General features: G+C 36.1%; 15 protein-coding genes. 3 read left to right on the top strand and 12 right to left on the bottom strand.

The genetic code is table 11. The features are described 5' to 3' along the window. Positions 1-14 precede the first annotated feature (14 nt). On the bottom strand, positions 15-557 hold the full coding sequence (locus tag AAC601_RS18010) for an inorganic diphosphatase (RefSeq protein WP_303271679.1): 543 nt from the start codon (positions 555-557) through the stop codon (positions 15-17). Positions 558-646: 89 nt separating this feature from the next. Here AAC601_RS18010 and AAC601_RS18005 point away from each other — a divergent pair, with 89 nt between their 5' ends. Both AAC601_RS18005 and AAC601_RS18000 read left to right on the top strand, forming a co-directional pair. Continuing rightward, positions 647-1,537 carry a mechanosensitive ion channel domain-containing protein gene (locus tag AAC601_RS18005; RefSeq protein WP_340154032.1) on the top strand — a complete coding sequence of 297 codons (891 nt, stop codon included), beginning with the start codon at positions 647-649 and terminating at the stop codon, positions 1,535-1,537. 226 nt (positions 1,538-1,763) lie between these two features. Continuing rightward, on the top strand, positions 1,764-2,645 hold the full coding sequence (locus AAC601_RS18000) for an ATP-binding protein (protein ID WP_340154031.1): 882 nt from the start codon (positions 1,764-1,766) through the stop codon (positions 2,643-2,645). 124 nt (positions 2,646-2,769) lie between these two features. On the opposite strand, the gene AAC601_RS17995 is transcribed toward AAC601_RS18000, so the two are convergent. From AAC601_RS17995 to AAC601_RS17955, 9 genes are all read right to left on the bottom strand, one after another. Beyond that, positions 2,770-5,667: a TonB-dependent receptor gene (locus tag AAC601_RS17995; protein WP_340154030.1), complete on the bottom strand. Its 2,898-nt coding sequence runs from the start codon at positions 5,665-5,667 to the stop codon at positions 2,770-2,772. 173 nt (positions 5,668-5,840) lie between these two features. Then, a complete protein-coding gene (locus AAC601_RS17990) occupies positions 5,841-7,385 on the bottom strand; it encodes a hypothetical protein (protein WP_340154029.1) in 1,545 nt (514 codons plus the stop codon). Between the two features lie 183 nt (positions 7,386-7,568). Continuing rightward, entirely contained in the window at positions 7,569-8,552 is a 984-nt protein-coding gene (locus AAC601_RS17985) for a MoxR family ATPase (RefSeq protein ID WP_340154028.1), read from the bottom strand. Positions 8,553-8,702: 150 nt separating this feature from the next. Next, the gene (locus tag AAC601_RS17980; protein WP_340154027.1) at positions 8,703-9,233 is read right to left on the bottom strand and encodes an adenine phosphoribosyltransferase; all 531 of its coding nucleotides are present in this window, start codon (positions 9,231-9,233) and stop codon (positions 8,703-8,705) included. A gap of 25 nt (positions 9,234-9,258) precedes the next feature. Beyond that, entirely contained in the window at positions 9,259-10,275 is a 1,017-nt protein-coding gene (locus tag AAC601_RS17975) for a GntG family PLP-dependent aldolase (RefSeq protein WP_340154026.1), read from the bottom strand. A 1-nt stretch (position 10,276) separates the two neighbouring features. After that, positions 10,277-10,537, bottom strand: a complete 261-nt coding sequence (locus AAC601_RS17970; RefSeq protein WP_303271671.1) for a hypothetical protein — start codon at positions 10,535-10,537, stop codon at positions 10,277-10,279. A 4-nt stretch (positions 10,538-10,541) separates the two neighbouring features. Beyond that, the gene (locus tag AAC601_RS17965) at positions 10,542-12,059 is read right to left on the bottom strand and encodes a bifunctional GNAT family N-acetyltransferase/carbon-nitrogen hydrolase family protein (protein WP_303271670.1); all 1,518 of its coding nucleotides are present in this window, start codon (positions 12,057-12,059) and stop codon (positions 10,542-10,544) included. Positions 12,060-12,174: 115 nt separating this feature from the next. Further along, positions 12,175-13,062, bottom strand: coding sequence for a lipoyl synthase (gene lipA / locus AAC601_RS17960; RefSeq protein ID WP_303271669.1), 888 nt, complete (start codon positions 13,060-13,062; stop codon positions 12,175-12,177). Between the two features lie 25 nt (positions 13,063-13,087). Beyond that, positions 13,088-13,801 carry a hypothetical protein gene (locus AAC601_RS17955; protein ID WP_340154025.1) on the bottom strand — a complete coding sequence of 238 codons (714 nt, stop codon included), beginning with the start codon at positions 13,799-13,801 and terminating at the stop codon, positions 13,088-13,090. Between the two features lie 161 nt (positions 13,802-13,962). Between AAC601_RS17955 and AAC601_RS17950 the strand changes: the two genes are divergently transcribed. After that, the gene (locus AAC601_RS17950) at positions 13,963-14,367 is read left to right on the top strand and encodes an OsmC family protein (RefSeq protein WP_303271666.1); all 405 of its coding nucleotides are present in this window, start codon (positions 13,963-13,965) and stop codon (positions 14,365-14,367) included. Position 14,368: 1 nt separating this feature from the next. Here the strand turns inward: AAC601_RS17950 and ytxJ are convergent, their stop codons facing one another. After that, positions 14,369-14,710, bottom strand: a complete 342-nt coding sequence (gene ytxJ / locus AAC601_RS17945; protein WP_303271665.1) for a bacillithiol system redox-active protein YtxJ — start codon at positions 14,708-14,710, stop codon at positions 14,369-14,371. Between the two features lie 10 nt (positions 14,711-14,720). Beyond that, positions 14,721-15,944: a hypothetical protein gene (locus AAC601_RS17940; RefSeq protein WP_340154024.1), complete on the bottom strand. Its 1,224-nt coding sequence runs from the start codon at positions 15,942-15,944 to the stop codon at positions 14,721-14,723. Between the last annotated feature and the right edge of the window lie 96 nt (positions 15,945-16,040).

Here is a 16,040-nt window from a genome sequence, read left to right as displayed (position 1 = left end):
AAATTCGACCGCGCTTATCTAAATGTTTTATCATAAAGCTCAATGCTTTCATTAATTACATTCATTGCTTCTTTTTTATCAAAGAAATCCTCTACTACCACTTTCTTATTCTCTAATTGCTTATAATCCTCAAAAAATCTTTGCATCTCTTTCGAAGTATGAGGAGGTAAGTCACCAATATCATTCATATGATTCACTGACATATCATTAGCTGCAACAGCAATGATTTTATCATCTGCTTCGCCTTGATCCATCATTTTCATTACACCCAGTACTTTAGCTTTAACCATACATAATGGTGGCAACTCAATAGAAGTAATCACCATTATATCCAATGGATCTTTATCGTCACAGTACGTTTGAGGGATAAATCCATAATTAGCCGGATAATGCACAGAACTAAAAAGTACTCTATCCAGCATTAAATAACCAGTCTCTTTGTCCAATTCAAATTTACCCTTGCTGCCTTTAGAAATTTCTATTACTGCATTTACATACTCAGGCACCTCATCTCCGTAATGGATATCATGCCAAGGGTTTCTTTTCTTATCTATCATCTTAAATTTGTAAAATATTTTTACAAAAATAAGAGATGTAGCTGAGAGCACCTACATATAGTGTTATTAGATTGTTATAACTTTACATTATGAACAAAAAATCCATAACCCCAACTATAAATCTGGAGCGAAAAAAGAGAATTTGGTTTTTAGCTAAAGCAGTACTTTTTATTGGTGGTCTTTTTGCTATTGATAATTTTAAAAATCAATTAATCGAATTTGGAATAGCAGAACACTATTTAAGAGCTTTGCGATTTTATCTTTATGCTGACCTTTGGATCTCATTAATAAGATTAGGCGTTGTTTATTATTATCAGCGAAAGCACAAATTATCTAAAGGTGTAAAAAACAATTTTGTTTTAGGGATCGATCATATCGCAAATATTTTGCACACTTTTGTTCTAATTGGCTCTATTCTATTCCTATTTAAAATAGACCCTATCAATCTAATAACTTCATTAAGTATTGTTGCAGCAGCTATCGCTATTCTTTCCAAAGATTATATTGCGAATATGATCAATGGTATGATCATTATGTTCTCAGAGGAAGTAATGATAGGAGATGAGATCAAAATTGGGGAGGTAAAAGGAAAGGTTTCTGATATCACTTTGGTCAATATGCATATTGTAAATGATGACGAAGATTTGATTTACATCCCAAATTCAATGGTTCTCACCTCTCAAATCTTTAATTACACTAAAAGAGCTATCCGTAAAGTCAGTTTTGATTTCGATCTGAAAAATGAGTTGACTACTGATGTAGAAGCTGTTGAAGCACATATAATTAAGGTGCTGAAGGAATATCATAAATATATCAAACATGACAGTTACGTGCTGCGAATTATTAAGATCAATGAAAATTTTACTTCTTTAAAATTTCAATTTGTGCTACACCGACACTCCGAAGTTCGCGAGAAGGATATTCGAAAAGCAGCTTTAAGGCAAGTATTAAAGTATATAGGAGATGCCAGTTCAAAATAAGGTCAACTACAACAAGGTAGTACTTTTCCAAAATTCTCACTTAATCAAAAAACATTTCGCTTTTTCTACTAACCACTGCAAAATACCGCCACGATAGTAACAAAAGGTTATTATCTCAGAGACCACCTTATCCAATATTCAGACTTACAAATCTTATCAAGAAACTGAAACACTTGTGATTGCTTTCAGTTTTGTATCTTTATGTAAACCAACACAAAAAAAGACTATGAAAAGTACAGTATTCGTATTGGGTTTTGCATTGCTAATTTTTGCATGCACCCCAACTAAAAAGGAAAATCAAGAAGAAGAAACACAGGTCAAGGAAGTAGTAGAAACAGCAGCCGATCCTAAATTGGTTAAATTATGGGAAACTGATACAGTGATGACAACCTGTGAGTCCGTTCTATTCGATGGAGAGGGAAGTCGACTATTTGTTTCTAATATTAACGGACAACCATTAGACAAAAATGGAGAAGGCTTTATTTCTATCTTAAATCTAGACGGAAGTGTTCAGGAATTGAATTGGGCAACGGGTCTCAATGCTCCAAAAGGAATGGGTATTTTTGATGGCCACCTTTACGTGACAGATATTGATAGAATAGTGGCCATTGATTTAGAAACGGGTGAAATCGCTAAGGAATTTACTCCTGAAAAAGCAGAGTTTTTAAATGATATTACGACCTCAGCAAGCGCAGTTTATATTTCAGATATGGGATTAGGCTTGATTCATAAGATTGAGGGTGGACAATTATCTACTATTGCCCAAGGTGTAGAGGGACTAAATGGCTTATTAAGTAAGGGGAATCAATTGATGACTTTGGATAAAAAGGGCTTGCGGGCATATGATCTTGCTGAAAACAAATTTTCAACGGTCAACGACTCCGTAACTGGGGGAGATGGTCTAACCATGCTAAATGACGAAACTTATATTGCCAGCAGATGGCAAGGTGAAATTTATCATGTAGCAGGAAATAAAGCTACATTATTGCTGGACACCAAAGCTCAAGAATCACAAACTGCTGATATCGGTTTAGATGCTGATAAAATGATTGTTTATGTGCCTACTTTCTTTAAAAATAAGGTAGTGGCCTATCAATTGGAGAAGTAAATCCAAAAAAATACGTATCGTACCCGCATGAACAGAACTGTTCATGCGGGTTTTTTTATAACATAAAAAAAGCTTCCGAGAATCCTCGGAAGCTTTGATTATATAAAAGTCAACCTGAACTTTATCATCTGAATTTATAAGAGAACCCTACACTAACTGAGCGACCTGGATTGTATCTTGTAAATACTTGCTCTTGCGCTTGATATCCCTGAAAGAACTCTTCCCTAAGATCACCAAGAATATTGCTGATACCTACGCTTAATTTCATTTTTTCGTCTGCACCAAATGTTTTATTCATATTGAAATTTAAATTATGGAATGGTTCAGAATAAATATCTGACCTATTTCCAATTCCAACGAAAATTAAAGTAGGACCTTGAACATTGTAGAATAAACCTCCGTCTAGCCCATTTTCATAATCGGCATATGACATTCCTAAATTCAGAATATAAGGTGACTGACCAGCCATTTCTCTAGTATTCTCAATAACTTGACCCTCCCTTGCATTGTTGGTTCTTGAAGCAAACTCGTTCGGAGCCATCTCAATTTTGGATTGTGTAACAGTTATATTTCCATTCACGGAGAAGTTTTCCAAAGCAGGAGTTATAAAACTTAGGTTTTTCCTGAATTCGGCTTCTGCACCCACAACTTCCCCAGTTCCTACGTTTCTAGGCTGGAAAAACCCTGCAATTTGTACATATTGAACCATCTCAATTGGATCTGTAAATTTCTTATAGAACCCACTTAATGAGAATGTTTGTCCTCTTTCTTGGAATAGTTCCCATCTTAAATCAAAATTGTCAATGTAAGTGGGTCTTAAGTTTCCATCCCAAACCACATCACCGGTTGCATTTTCGTCAGGGAAGAATCCACCAATGAATGACCGACCTGAAACAGGATCCAAAATTTCGGCAAATGAAGCTTCTTTAAAAGAAGGTCTAGCAGTAGTTCTTGAATACCCAACTCTAAAATTCTGTTTTTCAGCTAAAGAGTAAACCAAATTAGCGGTTGGGAATAAATCAAATGTTTCCAATACCTGCTCATTTTCTAGCAGCAAACCTTGTTGATTTAGGCCAGTATAAGATTGAGTATAGTATTCTGTTCTTAAACCAATAATTGCTTTAAGGTTTTCAATAGGTGCAAATTCATTTGATGCATAAGCTGCTGATGAATTAATTGTTGCATCATATTTATTAGTATTATTAGGAACGAACTGAGGTTCGTAACGTGTTCCACTAAATCCGTTTTCATCAGCTGGCCATAGGTTTTCTTCCTCAAACATCACATTTGGATTCAAAGTGATCTCTACACCATTAGGAATAATCTGATAGTTCTCAATTTTATAATCTCTTCTCTTGTAAGTATTTCCTCCACCAAATTTAAATTTGGCATCTTCTCCATTGAATTTATAGGATCTAGTGATATCCGCCTTGGACGCTAGGTTATCTTCATTTAAATATCTCCAGATTCTTTCTGGGTATCCTGATTCAGATCCAATGGTTAAGTTCTGCCCATCAAAGCCTTCATCTCTTATTCTAGTAAACCTAATGTCTGGATCGGTGATACTAGATCTTGTTGGAGACACCTTCCATTCTACTTGCCAATCTCTGCCGTCTATGTAGTGCTCACCAGCTAATAGAATATTGGTTAATCCCTTTTGTGTGTACTCTAAGTTTTCCTGACGTGCATCAAAATTTGCTCCTTGGTCCCGATTTCTATATTCAAATTCACCAGCTTTTGATTCTCCGTTTTGAAGGTGCAATAGATTTAATTTGTATTTAGAATTAGCAGTTTTCAAAGCCAATCCACCCATTGCACTGATCAATACCTCATTAGTACCATAATCTCCTATCTGAGTTTCTCTAACCTCTAATTCATTAGTAGATCTATCATTTGCTAATCCATATCTACCAAATTCTGCATCTTGATAGAAGCGAGTATTATTCTTGTAATTCAATGAAAAGCTATGGCCTAAAGTCATGCCACTTAATGCTTTTTGATTTCCAAAACTCAAACCAGCACTGTAATCCATAAAACTGTTCTGTCTCATGGCATCTAAAGTTGGGTTGAAATCACGAAGAATTGAACTAAATTTCTGGCCGTCTTTACTGTCTGGTCTTCCAATTACGTTTCCATAAAGTGGAATATCCTCAGAAGCAAAATTATCTGCTGGATTAGCTCTGGTTCCATTGTCAAAACCTAAGAAGTCTGTATTACTACCTTCGTATGTAAGGTAATTATTATTGAAGTGCATAGTCGGGTTAAAACTTCCACCAATGGAGACATCAAATGTTGGCTCCTCAGGAAATTCTTTGGTGTCTATATTTACAATTCCTCCTGTAAAGTCTGCCGGTAAATCTGCTGTAAAAGATTTAGTGACCATGATATTGTCAATTATACCTGTAGGAAAAATATCCATTTGCAAGGTATTTCTGTCAGGATCTAGGCCAGGGATATCAACTCCATTTAAAATAGATTTAGTATATCTATCTCCTAATCCTCTTATATAAACATATTTTCCGCCTTCTACAGAGATACCAGGAACTCTTTTGACTGCAGAAGCAGCATCACTATCCCCAATTTTTCTAAAATTAGCAGAAGAAATTCCATCTAGGACATTTGGCGATTTTCTTTTAACAGCCAATAACGCTGCTTCAGTAGATCGAATTGCTTTTGCAGTAACCACAACCTCACCTAATTGAGCTACATCTTCAGCAAGTGAAATATTATCTATAATATTAACCTCACCTGCATTCACTTTTACACCCTCAATAGTAACAGTTCTGTAAGTTACAAATGAGGCTTGAACATTATAAGTGCCAGGCTCGGCATTAATTTGAAATTTACCATCAAAATCAGTAACTGCACCAGTACTCGTACCTTCTATTACAACATTTACACCAAATAGTGCCTCACCATTTGCTGCATCTGTCACGGTACCTCTAATTATACCTTTTTGTGCTAAGCTTATTGCAGGAATAAGCAAAACGAGTAAAATTGAAATCAGAAATTTGTTATTCATCTCTTTGTTTTATTTGATGTTACAAAAATCCGATTAAAAAAGGAGAAAAGGTTTATTACTAAATTATTGAAATGTTAAATGATTGTTATTATCGTAATATTGCAATGTATTGAAAATAAAAAATCCCGATCAGATGATCGGGATTTTGTATATAACTTATGAAAAACTATTAGTTAAAAGTCTGTTAACTGTCCATCAGCATCGGCCCAAGTCCATCCTGCAAAAGCAGACTTATCAGCACCTACTGTTGGAGTAGTAACAACTGAAGCTTCATCAGCACTTAAGTTATCAAATGCTCCACTATCAGTCGTGTCATTAAAAATATCAGCAATCGTTCTATTCCCTTCATCTAAATGACTTATATTGAATTGTAAATTGCTTAAAACGGTAGCTCCTGAATTGAAATTAGCAACAGAACCATCATCATCCAATTCAAAGTCAGAATTAGCTTTAAAGTTGAAGAAGTAGATGTTTTCTAATCTTACGGAAACAGCATCTCTCAAATCTGCGTATTCTCCACCAGTTGCATCTAAATCACCTTTAATAGAACCATTTTTTAGAGTATATCCACCCTCGTCAAGTGCACCTTCAGGACCATCTAATTCAAGAGCATGATCAGAATCAAAACCTAGGATACCAATAAAATTATCAATTGTTCCTGTATAATCTTGATCACAGTCAAAGCTATCATCATAAGAATTCCAAACTAAAAGATTTGTTACATTTACAGATCCTCCAAATGGCTCGATACCATCATCTTGGTTTGCAATAATTTCGATATTTTCAATCATAGTTCCTGTACCAACACCACCAAGAGTCAAACCATTGATTTCATTACCTTCACCTATATTAGCACCACCGTGACGAATAGAGATGTATTTTAAAACACCAGAATTATCAGCAACGTTGGCATTTTCACCACCACCATATAAGCCGTTGGTGTCAGAAGGTGGAATTCCTTCAATTTGAGCTACTCCATCAGGAGTTGAAATAGGAGCTCTACCTAATACGATTAATCCACCCCATAAGCCATCAATGTCCGGATCTAAATTAGGAGAAGCAATCATACCTGGCTCAATTTCATCTGCAACTGATGTGAAGATAATTGGGGCTTGAGCCGTTCCTTCTGCCATTAATTTACCACCTCTTGCAATAACCAAGGCAGTCGCGTTTGTTCCTGTACCTGCTTCACCTTTAATGATAGTCCCTGCTTCAATAGTTAAAGTAGCACCATCTAAAACGAATATTCTACCGCCTAAACGATAAACAGTTTCATTATTCCAAGTCACATCCTCTGAAATATTTTCTGTAACTGTAACTTCGGTTTCTACTTCAGGTGCTTCTCCAACAGATAAAACGTGAGTAACTGTTTCTTCATCTCCGTCCACATCGGTAGCTGTAAATTCAAATACAATGTTCTGATCTGCGTCAGCTTCTTCTGCGGTGTAAGAAAATTCTAATGACAAAGAAGTAGCATTAGCTTCAAATTCTGGTTCTAAATATGATTCTCCATCTTTAGTAACCGTTACACTTGCTAGTCCGTCTTCTGCAGTAATAGTTGCATTTACTGGACCTAAAGTTCCTAAATTTTCTATCTCAGCTGTAGCTGGGATCCCTTCAATTGTCACTAGATTGTTTGGCTCCGGATCATCATCACATGCTGTGAATATAAATCCTGACACCAATGCTAGCATCGCTAATAAATTAATTTTCTTCATCGTGAGTAATTTTTAATAGTGTTTAAATTTCTTTGCGACAAAGGTGGGTTTTAATTGTTAACTGAAGTTGTCAAACTTTTTAGCAAATTGTTACCAATTTTATCTACTATTAATTTTGTGTTAAAATAAAAAAAGCGATCCATATGGAACGCTTTCAGAACTGTACTCAATACTTATATCGAACTATCCAATAGGGATCTGTCTAAGGATCTTCTCAATAATGTCTTTTGTAGTAACACCATCTGCTTCGGCTTCGTAATTGAGCAAAATCCTGTGATTCATAACATCATAAGCCACTTCTTTAATATCTTCAGGCAACACATAATCCCTACCTTCCATATAAGCTACAGCTTTAGCACTCAAATTTAAGTTAATACTAGCCCGAGGCGAAACACCATATTGAATGTATTCTGCTTCTTGTTTCAATCCATAATCTAATGGAGACCTTGTGGCATATACCAATTCGATAATATAGCGTTCCAATGATTCAGAAATCTCAACCTGATTGACTTGATCTCTGATGCTGAAAATTTCTTCCTTCGTTAGAATTGTATTAACTTCTTTATTAAAAGACATATTAGACATTCTTCGCATCACCTCTAATTCCTGAGATTTGGTTGGGTAACTCACCGTTACTTTCAACATGAAACGGTCGACTTGTGCCTCCGGTAGAGGATAAGTTCCTTCCTGATCAACCGGATTTTGAGTCGCCAAAACCAAAAATGGTCTATCTAATTGAAATGTTGTTTCTCCAATAGTCACTTGTTTTTCCTGCATTGCTTCCAATAATGCAGATTGTACTTTGGCAGGGGATCGGTTTACCTCATCTGCTAAAACAAGATTTGAGAAAATAGGGCCTTTCTTGACTTCAAAATTCCCTTGCTTCTGATTATAAATCATGGTCCCGATCAAGTCGGACGGCATTAAATCCGGAGTAAACTGAATACGCTGGAAATCTAAATGCAAAACATTCGCTAAAGTATTAACTGTTAAGGTCTTTGCCAAACCGGGAACTCCTTCCAACAATACGTGCCCATTAGTGAAGAGTCCAATCAACAAACGATTGACCATATATTCTTGACCCACTACTACTTTAGCAACTTCAGACATTACGTCTTTTACCTTTTGCTGCAATTCGCTTTTATTTGCTACCTGTGCTTCTTCCATGATTGCTTTATAAACTTCTTTTCCCTATAATATTAAACTGATAATTATTTATACAAATATTTATTTGAGTCAAATATAAAGCCAGTTAGATTTCGAGGCAAATGCCTGCGTCCCCAGCTTTCTCTTTGGCTCATTCAAAAATCAAATATATTAATAAGTAACGATACTGTAAACCGCTTCATTTTCTTTAGCTAGTCTTTTTTTACCTTCCAAAAACCCTAACTCAATCAAAAAGCTAAAGTTACCCACATTTCCACCTAATTCTTTTACTAATTCCGCTGCGGCTACAGCCGTTCCTCCAGTGGCCAGTAAATCATCGTGAATCATTACCTTCTGATTTGGCTTAATGGCATCTTTATGAATCTCCATTGTCGCACTGCCATATTCTAAATCATAGGAATATTTAATGGTTTCATAGGGCAGTTTTCCTTGCTTTCTGACAGGTACAAAAGGAACCCCTAATTTTTCAGCAATCATCATTCCAAATAAAAAACCTCTTGATTCCACCCCTACGATCACATCTATACCGTCATCTTTGGCTTTTTCCACAAACCAACTCACAATTTCCGTTACCAATTTTGGATGCGATAGAACTGGAGTAATATCTTTAAATATAATGCCAGGCTTCGGAAAGTCAGCTATGTCCCTTATTTGAGCAGTAATTTTCTCTGATAATGTCATGAGTGCTAGTTTATTTCTTGGAGGTTTATATCGCTTTTAATTTTACTATTAGGTCTTGGAGCATATCATCGTCAAAATCAAGATGTGTTACAAAACGGACATCATGCTTCCCAAACGGAACGGCTAATATGCCATTTTGCTTTAATTTCTCCACAAAATTCACTGATAATGCATTATCTGCTAATTTAAATATGACAATATTGGTTTCTACGGGTAATACGGATTCAACAAAACTTAAGCCTTCCAATTCCTCCGCTACAGATTTTGCTCTATTATGATCTTCCACCAATCTGTCAATATGGTGATCCAGAGCATATATTCCCGCTGCAGCTAAAAATCCAGCTTGACGCATCCCACCTCCTAACACCTTACGCACTCTCCTAGCTCTTTTAATATCCTCTTTATTTCCCAATAATAACGAACCAACAGGACAACCCAATCCTTTAGAAAGGCAAATTGATATAGTATCAAAATGTTGACCATAACTTTTCGGATTATCTTCAGTAGCAACTAAAGCATTAAATAAGCGTGCTCCATCTAAATGCAGCTTTAAATCTTTATCCTTACAAACTGCGCTAATTTTTTCAATTTCTTTAAAATCATAAACACAGCCCCCACCTTTGTTCATCGTGTTCTCTAAGGAAACTAATGTAGAAATGGGAGCATGTACATCGTCCGGATTGTTGATATTATCCTGCACCATTTCCGCAGTAATTCTTCCTCTATCCCCTTGCAATAATCGAACAGATGCAAAAGAATTGTAAGCAATACCTCCGCCCTCATATAAATAGATGTGAGATTTTTCATCACAGATTACTTCGGTATGTGGCGCTGTATGAACTCTAATAGCAATTTGATTAGTCATGGTGCCACTGGGGCAAAAAATGGCGGATTCCATTCCAAAATACGCAGCAGCTTTTTTTTCTAAAGCATTTATGGTTGGATCTTCTCCAAAAACATCATCCCCAACTTGAGCCTCGATCATGGCCTCCCTCATTCCTGATGTTGGTCGGGTTATCGTGTCACTTCTTAAATCAATCATTTTAAGATACTTTTTCGAACCAATGAGGTAGTTTTACTTGATCCGTATAAAACTTTTTCCGGCTATGACTACTATCAAAAGGAACTATTTTTTCAATACGGTCTGTTTTTGGGTGATAGAAGGCTTCCACATAAAAATCATTCAACAAAAATAAATTGACTTTATAGCGGTAATAACGGATGGAGGTCACAAACTCTCCGTCAACATATAAAGTCTTTATTTTCTTGAACAAACTTAAACTTACAAACTCTTCAACTTTCACTGACTTATTTCTTTTTGATAGTATATAAATCTTTTCTTCTGTCCTTCAAATTACGCACACTGCCGTAAGTATGCAATTCTTTTAGCAAATTTACATCTACATCTGCAATAACGGTCATCTCCGTGTTGGGCGTAGCTTCCGTTTTAACACCATTGGTCGGGAAAGAAAAATCGGAAGGTGTGAAAACTCCTGACTGTGCAAACTGGATATCCATATTATTTACTTTAGGCAAGTTACCCACACTTCCGGCTATAGCAACATAACATTCGTTCTCAATCGCTCTAGCTTGAGAGCATAAACGCACACGCATATAACCATTTTGAGTATCCGTCAAAAATGGAACAAATAAGATTTTAACGCCTTCGTCAGCCAATAATCTTCCCATTTCCGGGAATTCTACATCATAGCAAATGTTAATCCCAATCTTACCACAATCGGTGTCAAAAGCTTGAATTTTCTTGCCCCCAGTCATACCCCAAGCACTGACTTCAGCAGGAGTCATATGAATCTTTTCATAGGTTTCGCTGGTTCCATCCCGCCTACATAAAAACCCTTTGTTATAGAGTTTCCCTCTGTTCATTACAGGCATACTTCCGGTAATAATGTTCACATTATAGTTGATGGCGTATTCCTGAAAAATTTCCTTTAAAGGTTCTGTGTACTTAGCTAGTTCTCTAATAGCTGTGGCTTCATCCAAATGGTTGAATTCTGCCATTAGTGGTGCATTAAAGAGTTCGGGGAATAAAATAAAATCACACTGATAGCCACTCACCACATCAATAAAAAACTCAATTTGCTCCTGCATTGCTTTTAATGATGGGGTTGGCCTCATTTGCCACTGCACCAATCCTAAACGAATTACAGTTTTAGGGATATGAACGTACTCCTCAGAAGGTTCATAATAAATATTATTCCATTCGATGAGCGCTGCAAACTCCGCAGATTGTTTGTCTCCAGGCAAATAGCCTTTCAAAACTTTCTTTACATGGAAATCATTTGATAATTGAAAAGACAAGGTCTTATCGTAAACCTCTTTAGCAATTACTTTCTGAATATACTGCTTTGGTGTAAATTTTTCAGCATACTTCAAATACCCAGGTAATCTCCCACCAGCCACTATTGACCTTAAATTCAGTTGTTCTACTAAATCTTTTCTAGCATCATACATCCTCCGCCCTACTCTCATACCCCTGAAGTCAGGATGCACAAAAACATCTATCCCATATAAAACATCCCCTTCTGGATTGTGGGTGTTGAAGGTTTCATTTCCTGTGATTTCGGGGTAGATATGATTATCCCCGAAATCAGAGTATTCCACAATAATCGATAAAGCGCAACCCGCTACCTGCCCGTTCACCAAAACACATAACTGCCCTTCAGGAAATTTATCAATTAAGGTTTTTATATGTTCGACCTCCCATAAATCATCCCAGCCAGCATAAGCCTTTTTCATGGACTTGATCAAGCTGCGATAGTCCTTCAGTTTTAGATTTTCTAGGGTTACAATAAAATTATCTTGCATATTATTATTAAATGGCTTCTCAAATGAAGCCTATAAAAGTACGTTTAAAAGAAAAAACCACAGCAATATAAGCGGATTTCACTTAAGCTGTGGTTTCTAAATAATATTAACTTCCTTAAATAGGAACGTTTACGTGTCTTTCAGCATGGTAAGAAGAACGAACCAAAGGACCAGACTCAACGTACTTCAATCCTCTTTTTAAACCTTCTTCCCTATACATATCAAATACTTCAGGATGGACATATTCCATCACATCATGGTGCCGTTTTGTAGGCTGTAAGTATTGCCCCACTGTTAAAATATCACATCCATGAGCAACCAAATCATCCATTGTAGCAAACATCTCCTCTTGAGTTTCACCCAAGCCAACCATTATTCCTGTTTTTGTTCTTTTGCCATACTCTTTGGTCAATTTAATTTGATCCAAACTTCTTTGGTATTTGGCTTGAGGTCTCACTCTTCTGTAAAGACTAGGAACGGTTTCAATATTGTGCGAAACAACTTCTTGACCTGCTTCAATCATTCTATATAAAGCATCCCACTTTCCTTTAACATCAGGAATTAATGTCTCGATGGTAGTTTCAGGGGAAAGTTCCTTTGTTTTAACTACGGTTTGATACCAAATCTCGGCACCTCGGTCTTTCAACTCGTCTCTATTAACAGAAGTTAAAACTGCATGCTTAACCCCCATTTTTTTGATAGCTTCAGCTACCCTTTGAGGCTCTTGCTCATCATACTCTGGCGGACGTCCCGTTGCTACCGCACAAAACGAACAACTTCTCGTACATACATTTCCCAAAATCATAAAAGTAGCAGTCCCTGCTCCCCAGCACTCTCCCATATTTGGGCAATTACCGCTTTCGCAAATGGTGTGAAGCTTATTTTCATCCACAATTTTACGAACATTAGCATATTCCTTACCAACAGGTAATTTCACCCTTAACCAATCCGGCTTTTTATTTTTCTTTTTCTCTTCTTGGCTTACTACCGGTAAATCTATCATATTAATTCTTTAATCTATTCTAAATCTATTTTCTAGACCCAAACAAAATACTTACAAAAGCAGCCGGGTAAAAGTTATAATTCTTAGTGCCCAAGGGAACCAATTGAATTTCTCTGGAAAAAATCTCACCTAAAAATCCAACCTCAAATCCAGTTACTTTACTTTTGAAAGTACCAAATTCAAATAGTAGCGATGCACGAATATGAGCTCCCAAAACAACTTCCATTTGATCAATTCCTGAAAAATACCCTGCCGGACCTATAATTGAGGATCCATTTAAATACTGCGAGTATGTAACCAAACCTCCACCCTCACTTCTTAAAAGATAGGGCGAAACGAAGCCCAAGGTTGGTCCACCCATAAAGACCCCATTAATTTGCACACCTTTTTGTTCTGCTTTCTTGAAAAGCAATAGATCATATCCGTACATTAAACGGGAGCTAATCAAATATTTTTCTTTGCCTTCATAAAAACTAGATGAGCTGAAAAATGTGGGACTTGGAACTCTTCTTTCTTGAGGATGCCTTACATTGGCTATTTCAATTCCATAAGTTTGAAAGACTCTATCTGATTTTTTAGCACTATAGCGAAAGAAGCCACCTGAGAAAAGGCCTCCATTTGTGGCTTTACTTACCCCAAATAAAAATTCTTGCCCATATTCGAATGGATTATCTTTTTGGCTTTTGACCTCAAAGGTGAAAGAAAATATTAGTAAAAAAAGTATAAATATTTTTTTCATTTCAATGCTGTAATATCGCAAATTTAATGCTTTAGTTTCAGAATCTAAATATTTTTCAATCCTTTCACCAAAAACCACTTTTAGAATATTCGAAAGAAGTTAAAATCCCTGAATTATACTAACTTGCGTTTGAAAATAACGATAAAAACCCAATATAGTTTATGGCCACCTCATCAATTAAATACATCCACCCATTAAAAACAAATGCTACGCATAATCGTTCGGGAAATTCAATTTTGACCGATGCTCCTGTAGATAATAATGGAGAGGGGGCATATTTTTCTCCTACGGATTTGGCAGCTACCTCCCTTGCCAGTTGCATGATGACTGTCATGGGAATTTATGCTGACCAAAACGATCTAGATTTGGGCGATATTAGTTGCGATTTACAAAAAGAAATGGCTTCAAATCCCAGAAGAATCAAAGCCATAACCGTCAATATTGACTGGAAAACTAATCTATCTAATAAGGAAATTGAAAGATTAAAGAGAATTGCTCTAAATTGCCCTGTAGCAAAAAGCTTACATCCTGATATTGAACAAAATATAAACTTCACGCTACTATAGATTAAGCAGCTACTCCCGATTTCAAATTTTGGTAACTTATACCCATATGTGATTCATCATAAACACAATCCCCATTTTTAATTAACAGAATCTGAGGTGACTGATGCATGATTCCAAATTTAGCTGCTACAGCATCGGAGACATCCCTGTGAGAAATTAAGTCCAAATAATAAGGCCTTACTTCTCTCATTTCATCTTGATTCCAGCTTCTCTCTAATCTGTTTAGAGCCATAGCACTAATAGAACAGCTAGTGCTATGCTTAAAAATAATAACAGGACTCTGTTTAGATTCTTCAACAATTTTATCTAAAGTATCTAGACTTTCTATTCTTTCCCAATTCATAGTTCAAATTTTATTGTTCTTCTCCTGATTCGGCTTCTTGCTTCTTCCAAGTATCGGGATGGACGGAGTTATCCCAAATCTGCCCTTCTTTCTTATCTCTTTTTTCTTTAGGTTTCTTACGATTTACGTAATTAGGCTGCGTATCATCCTTCCAAACACTGCTGAAAAACGAAGAAACAGATTGAAAAGTTTTAGCAAAGAAAGGCAATTTAGAATTTTCCGCGGCTAGTATTTTTGTACCAGGGTGGGATTCGCTACTAACATAGAAATGTCTTGAGTAATTTCCATCTAAGTTAGATATGTCCTTACTGGTTTGCTTCATCTCATCGGTAGGTTTTCTCTTTTCTAGAACCGTCAGAAGCCTATCGTCATGCAAATCTTGTTTTTTGGGTTTGTTTACGCTAGTCGTCATTAACTTATCATCATCAAATGGTTTTCGGTCTCTATTTGCCGGTTCTGAGACCATCAACTTTGAATCGTCAAACTTATTTCTTTTTCTATCCTGAACTGTTTCAGTCATCAACTTATCATTATCGAAGGGCTTCGGTTTTTTATTGGAGGCATCTACGGTAAATAATTTATCCCCGTCAGGCTTACTTGATTTGTAATCAGGTTTCGATACAAGCATTAGCTTATCATTATCCATTTTTGAATAATCATTCTTTTGTTTCCTAAACATGATTTTATCATCATCCATTTTTGGATCTAGATCCGGAACTGATGCAGTTTCAAGTTTATCATTATCAAACGGTTTTTTGTCTCTATCTTTTCTTCTGCTATACAGCTTTTTCCCATCTACTTTGCTCTGTTTATCTTTTTTTGCAGCTTTCGATAACGTCTGGGAAGGATCATTTAAATTGATTGCTTTTGGGGTATCTTGAGGCCCGCCATTTTGCAAATTGACGTTTTTATGCTTTTGTTTTCTTTGGAGAACAGGACCTTCTTCTGCAATTCTACTATCATAGGGGATTAAAGGTGTCTTTAATTTGGATGGATTCGTAATAGCTTCTCTGTCAGCTGATTGATAGTTTGGTTTATTATCGTACGTTTTACGCTTGGGTCTTTTGTTTGGATTATAATCTTTAGTCTCATAATCACTTTTTCTCGCCTTAAACCACATCACTTTATCCCAATCCCACTTAAAAGGATTAATAACGATTACCTTATTACTACCTCTGTTTGGATTACCTTTCGCTTTCCTTCTTTTGGATGTCTTTACTTTTTTATTGTCCATTTTTTCTGGACTTTTCTTCTCTGATACCTCCAATTTTTTTCCGCCAGTTTCTTGTGCGAAAATTTTATGAGGAATAGAAAAAAAACATAGCAAAAC

It is taken from the genome of uncultured Marivirga sp., from assembly GCF_963974845.1.
Classification (GTDB): domain Bacteria; phylum Bacteroidota; class Bacteroidia; order Cytophagales; family Cyclobacteriaceae; genus Marivirga; species Marivirga harenae.
Note: the sequence above shows the minus strand (reverse complement) of the source record. Positions and strands in the feature narration are given on the sequence as shown.

What these genes read in the sequence shown, in the direction of transcription:
- AAC601_RS17990 (WP_340154029.1), bottom strand. Translation starts at nt 7,385, where the DNA reads ATGAAGAAAATTAATTTATTAGCGATGCTAGCATTGGTGTCAGGATTT.
- AAC601_RS18010 (WP_303271679.1), bottom strand. Translation starts at nt 557, where the DNA reads ATGATAGATAAGAAAAGAAACCCTTGGCATGATATCCATTACGGAGAT.
- AAC601_RS18005 (WP_340154032.1), top strand. Translation starts at nt 647, where the DNA reads ATGAACAAAAAATCCATAACCCCAACTATAAATCTGGAGCGAAAAAAG.
- AAC601_RS18000 (WP_340154031.1), top strand. Translation starts at nt 1,764, where the DNA reads ATGAAAAGTACAGTATTCGTATTGGGTTTTGCATTGCTAATTTTTGCA.
- AAC601_RS17940 (WP_340154024.1), bottom strand. Translation starts at nt 15,944, where the DNA reads ATGGACAATAAAAAAGTAAAGACATCCAAAAGAAGGAAAGCGAAAGGT.
- lipA (WP_303271669.1), bottom strand. Translation starts at nt 13,062, where the DNA reads ATGATAGATTTACCGGTAGTAAGCCAAGAAGAGAAAAAGAAAAATAAA.
- AAC601_RS17955 (WP_340154025.1), bottom strand. Translation starts at nt 13,801, where the DNA reads ATGAAAAAAATATTTATACTTTTTTTACTAATATTTTCTTTCACCTTT.
- AAC601_RS17995 (WP_340154030.1), bottom strand. Translation starts at nt 5,667, where the DNA reads ATGAATAACAAATTTCTGATTTCAATTTTACTCGTTTTGCTTATTCCT.
- AAC601_RS17965 (WP_303271670.1), bottom strand. Translation starts at nt 12,059, where the DNA reads ATGCAAGATAATTTTATTGTAACCCTAGAAAATCTAAAACTGAAGGAC.
- ytxJ (WP_303271665.1), bottom strand. Translation starts at nt 14,710, where the DNA reads ATGAATTGGGAAAGAATAGAAAGTCTAGATACTTTAGATAAAATTGTT.
- AAC601_RS17975 (WP_340154026.1), bottom strand. Translation starts at nt 10,275, where the DNA reads ATGATTGATTTAAGAAGTGACACGATAACCCGACCAACATCAGGAATG.
- AAC601_RS17950 (WP_303271666.1), top strand. Translation starts at nt 13,963, where the DNA reads ATGGCCACCTCATCAATTAAATACATCCACCCATTAAAAACAAATGCT.
- AAC601_RS17980 (WP_340154027.1), bottom strand. Translation starts at nt 9,233, where the DNA reads ATGACATTATCAGAGAAAATTACTGCTCAAATAAGGGACATAGCTGAC.
- AAC601_RS17985 (WP_340154028.1), bottom strand. Translation starts at nt 8,552, where the DNA reads ATGGAAGAAGCACAGGTAGCAAATAAAAGCGAATTGCAGCAAAAGGTA.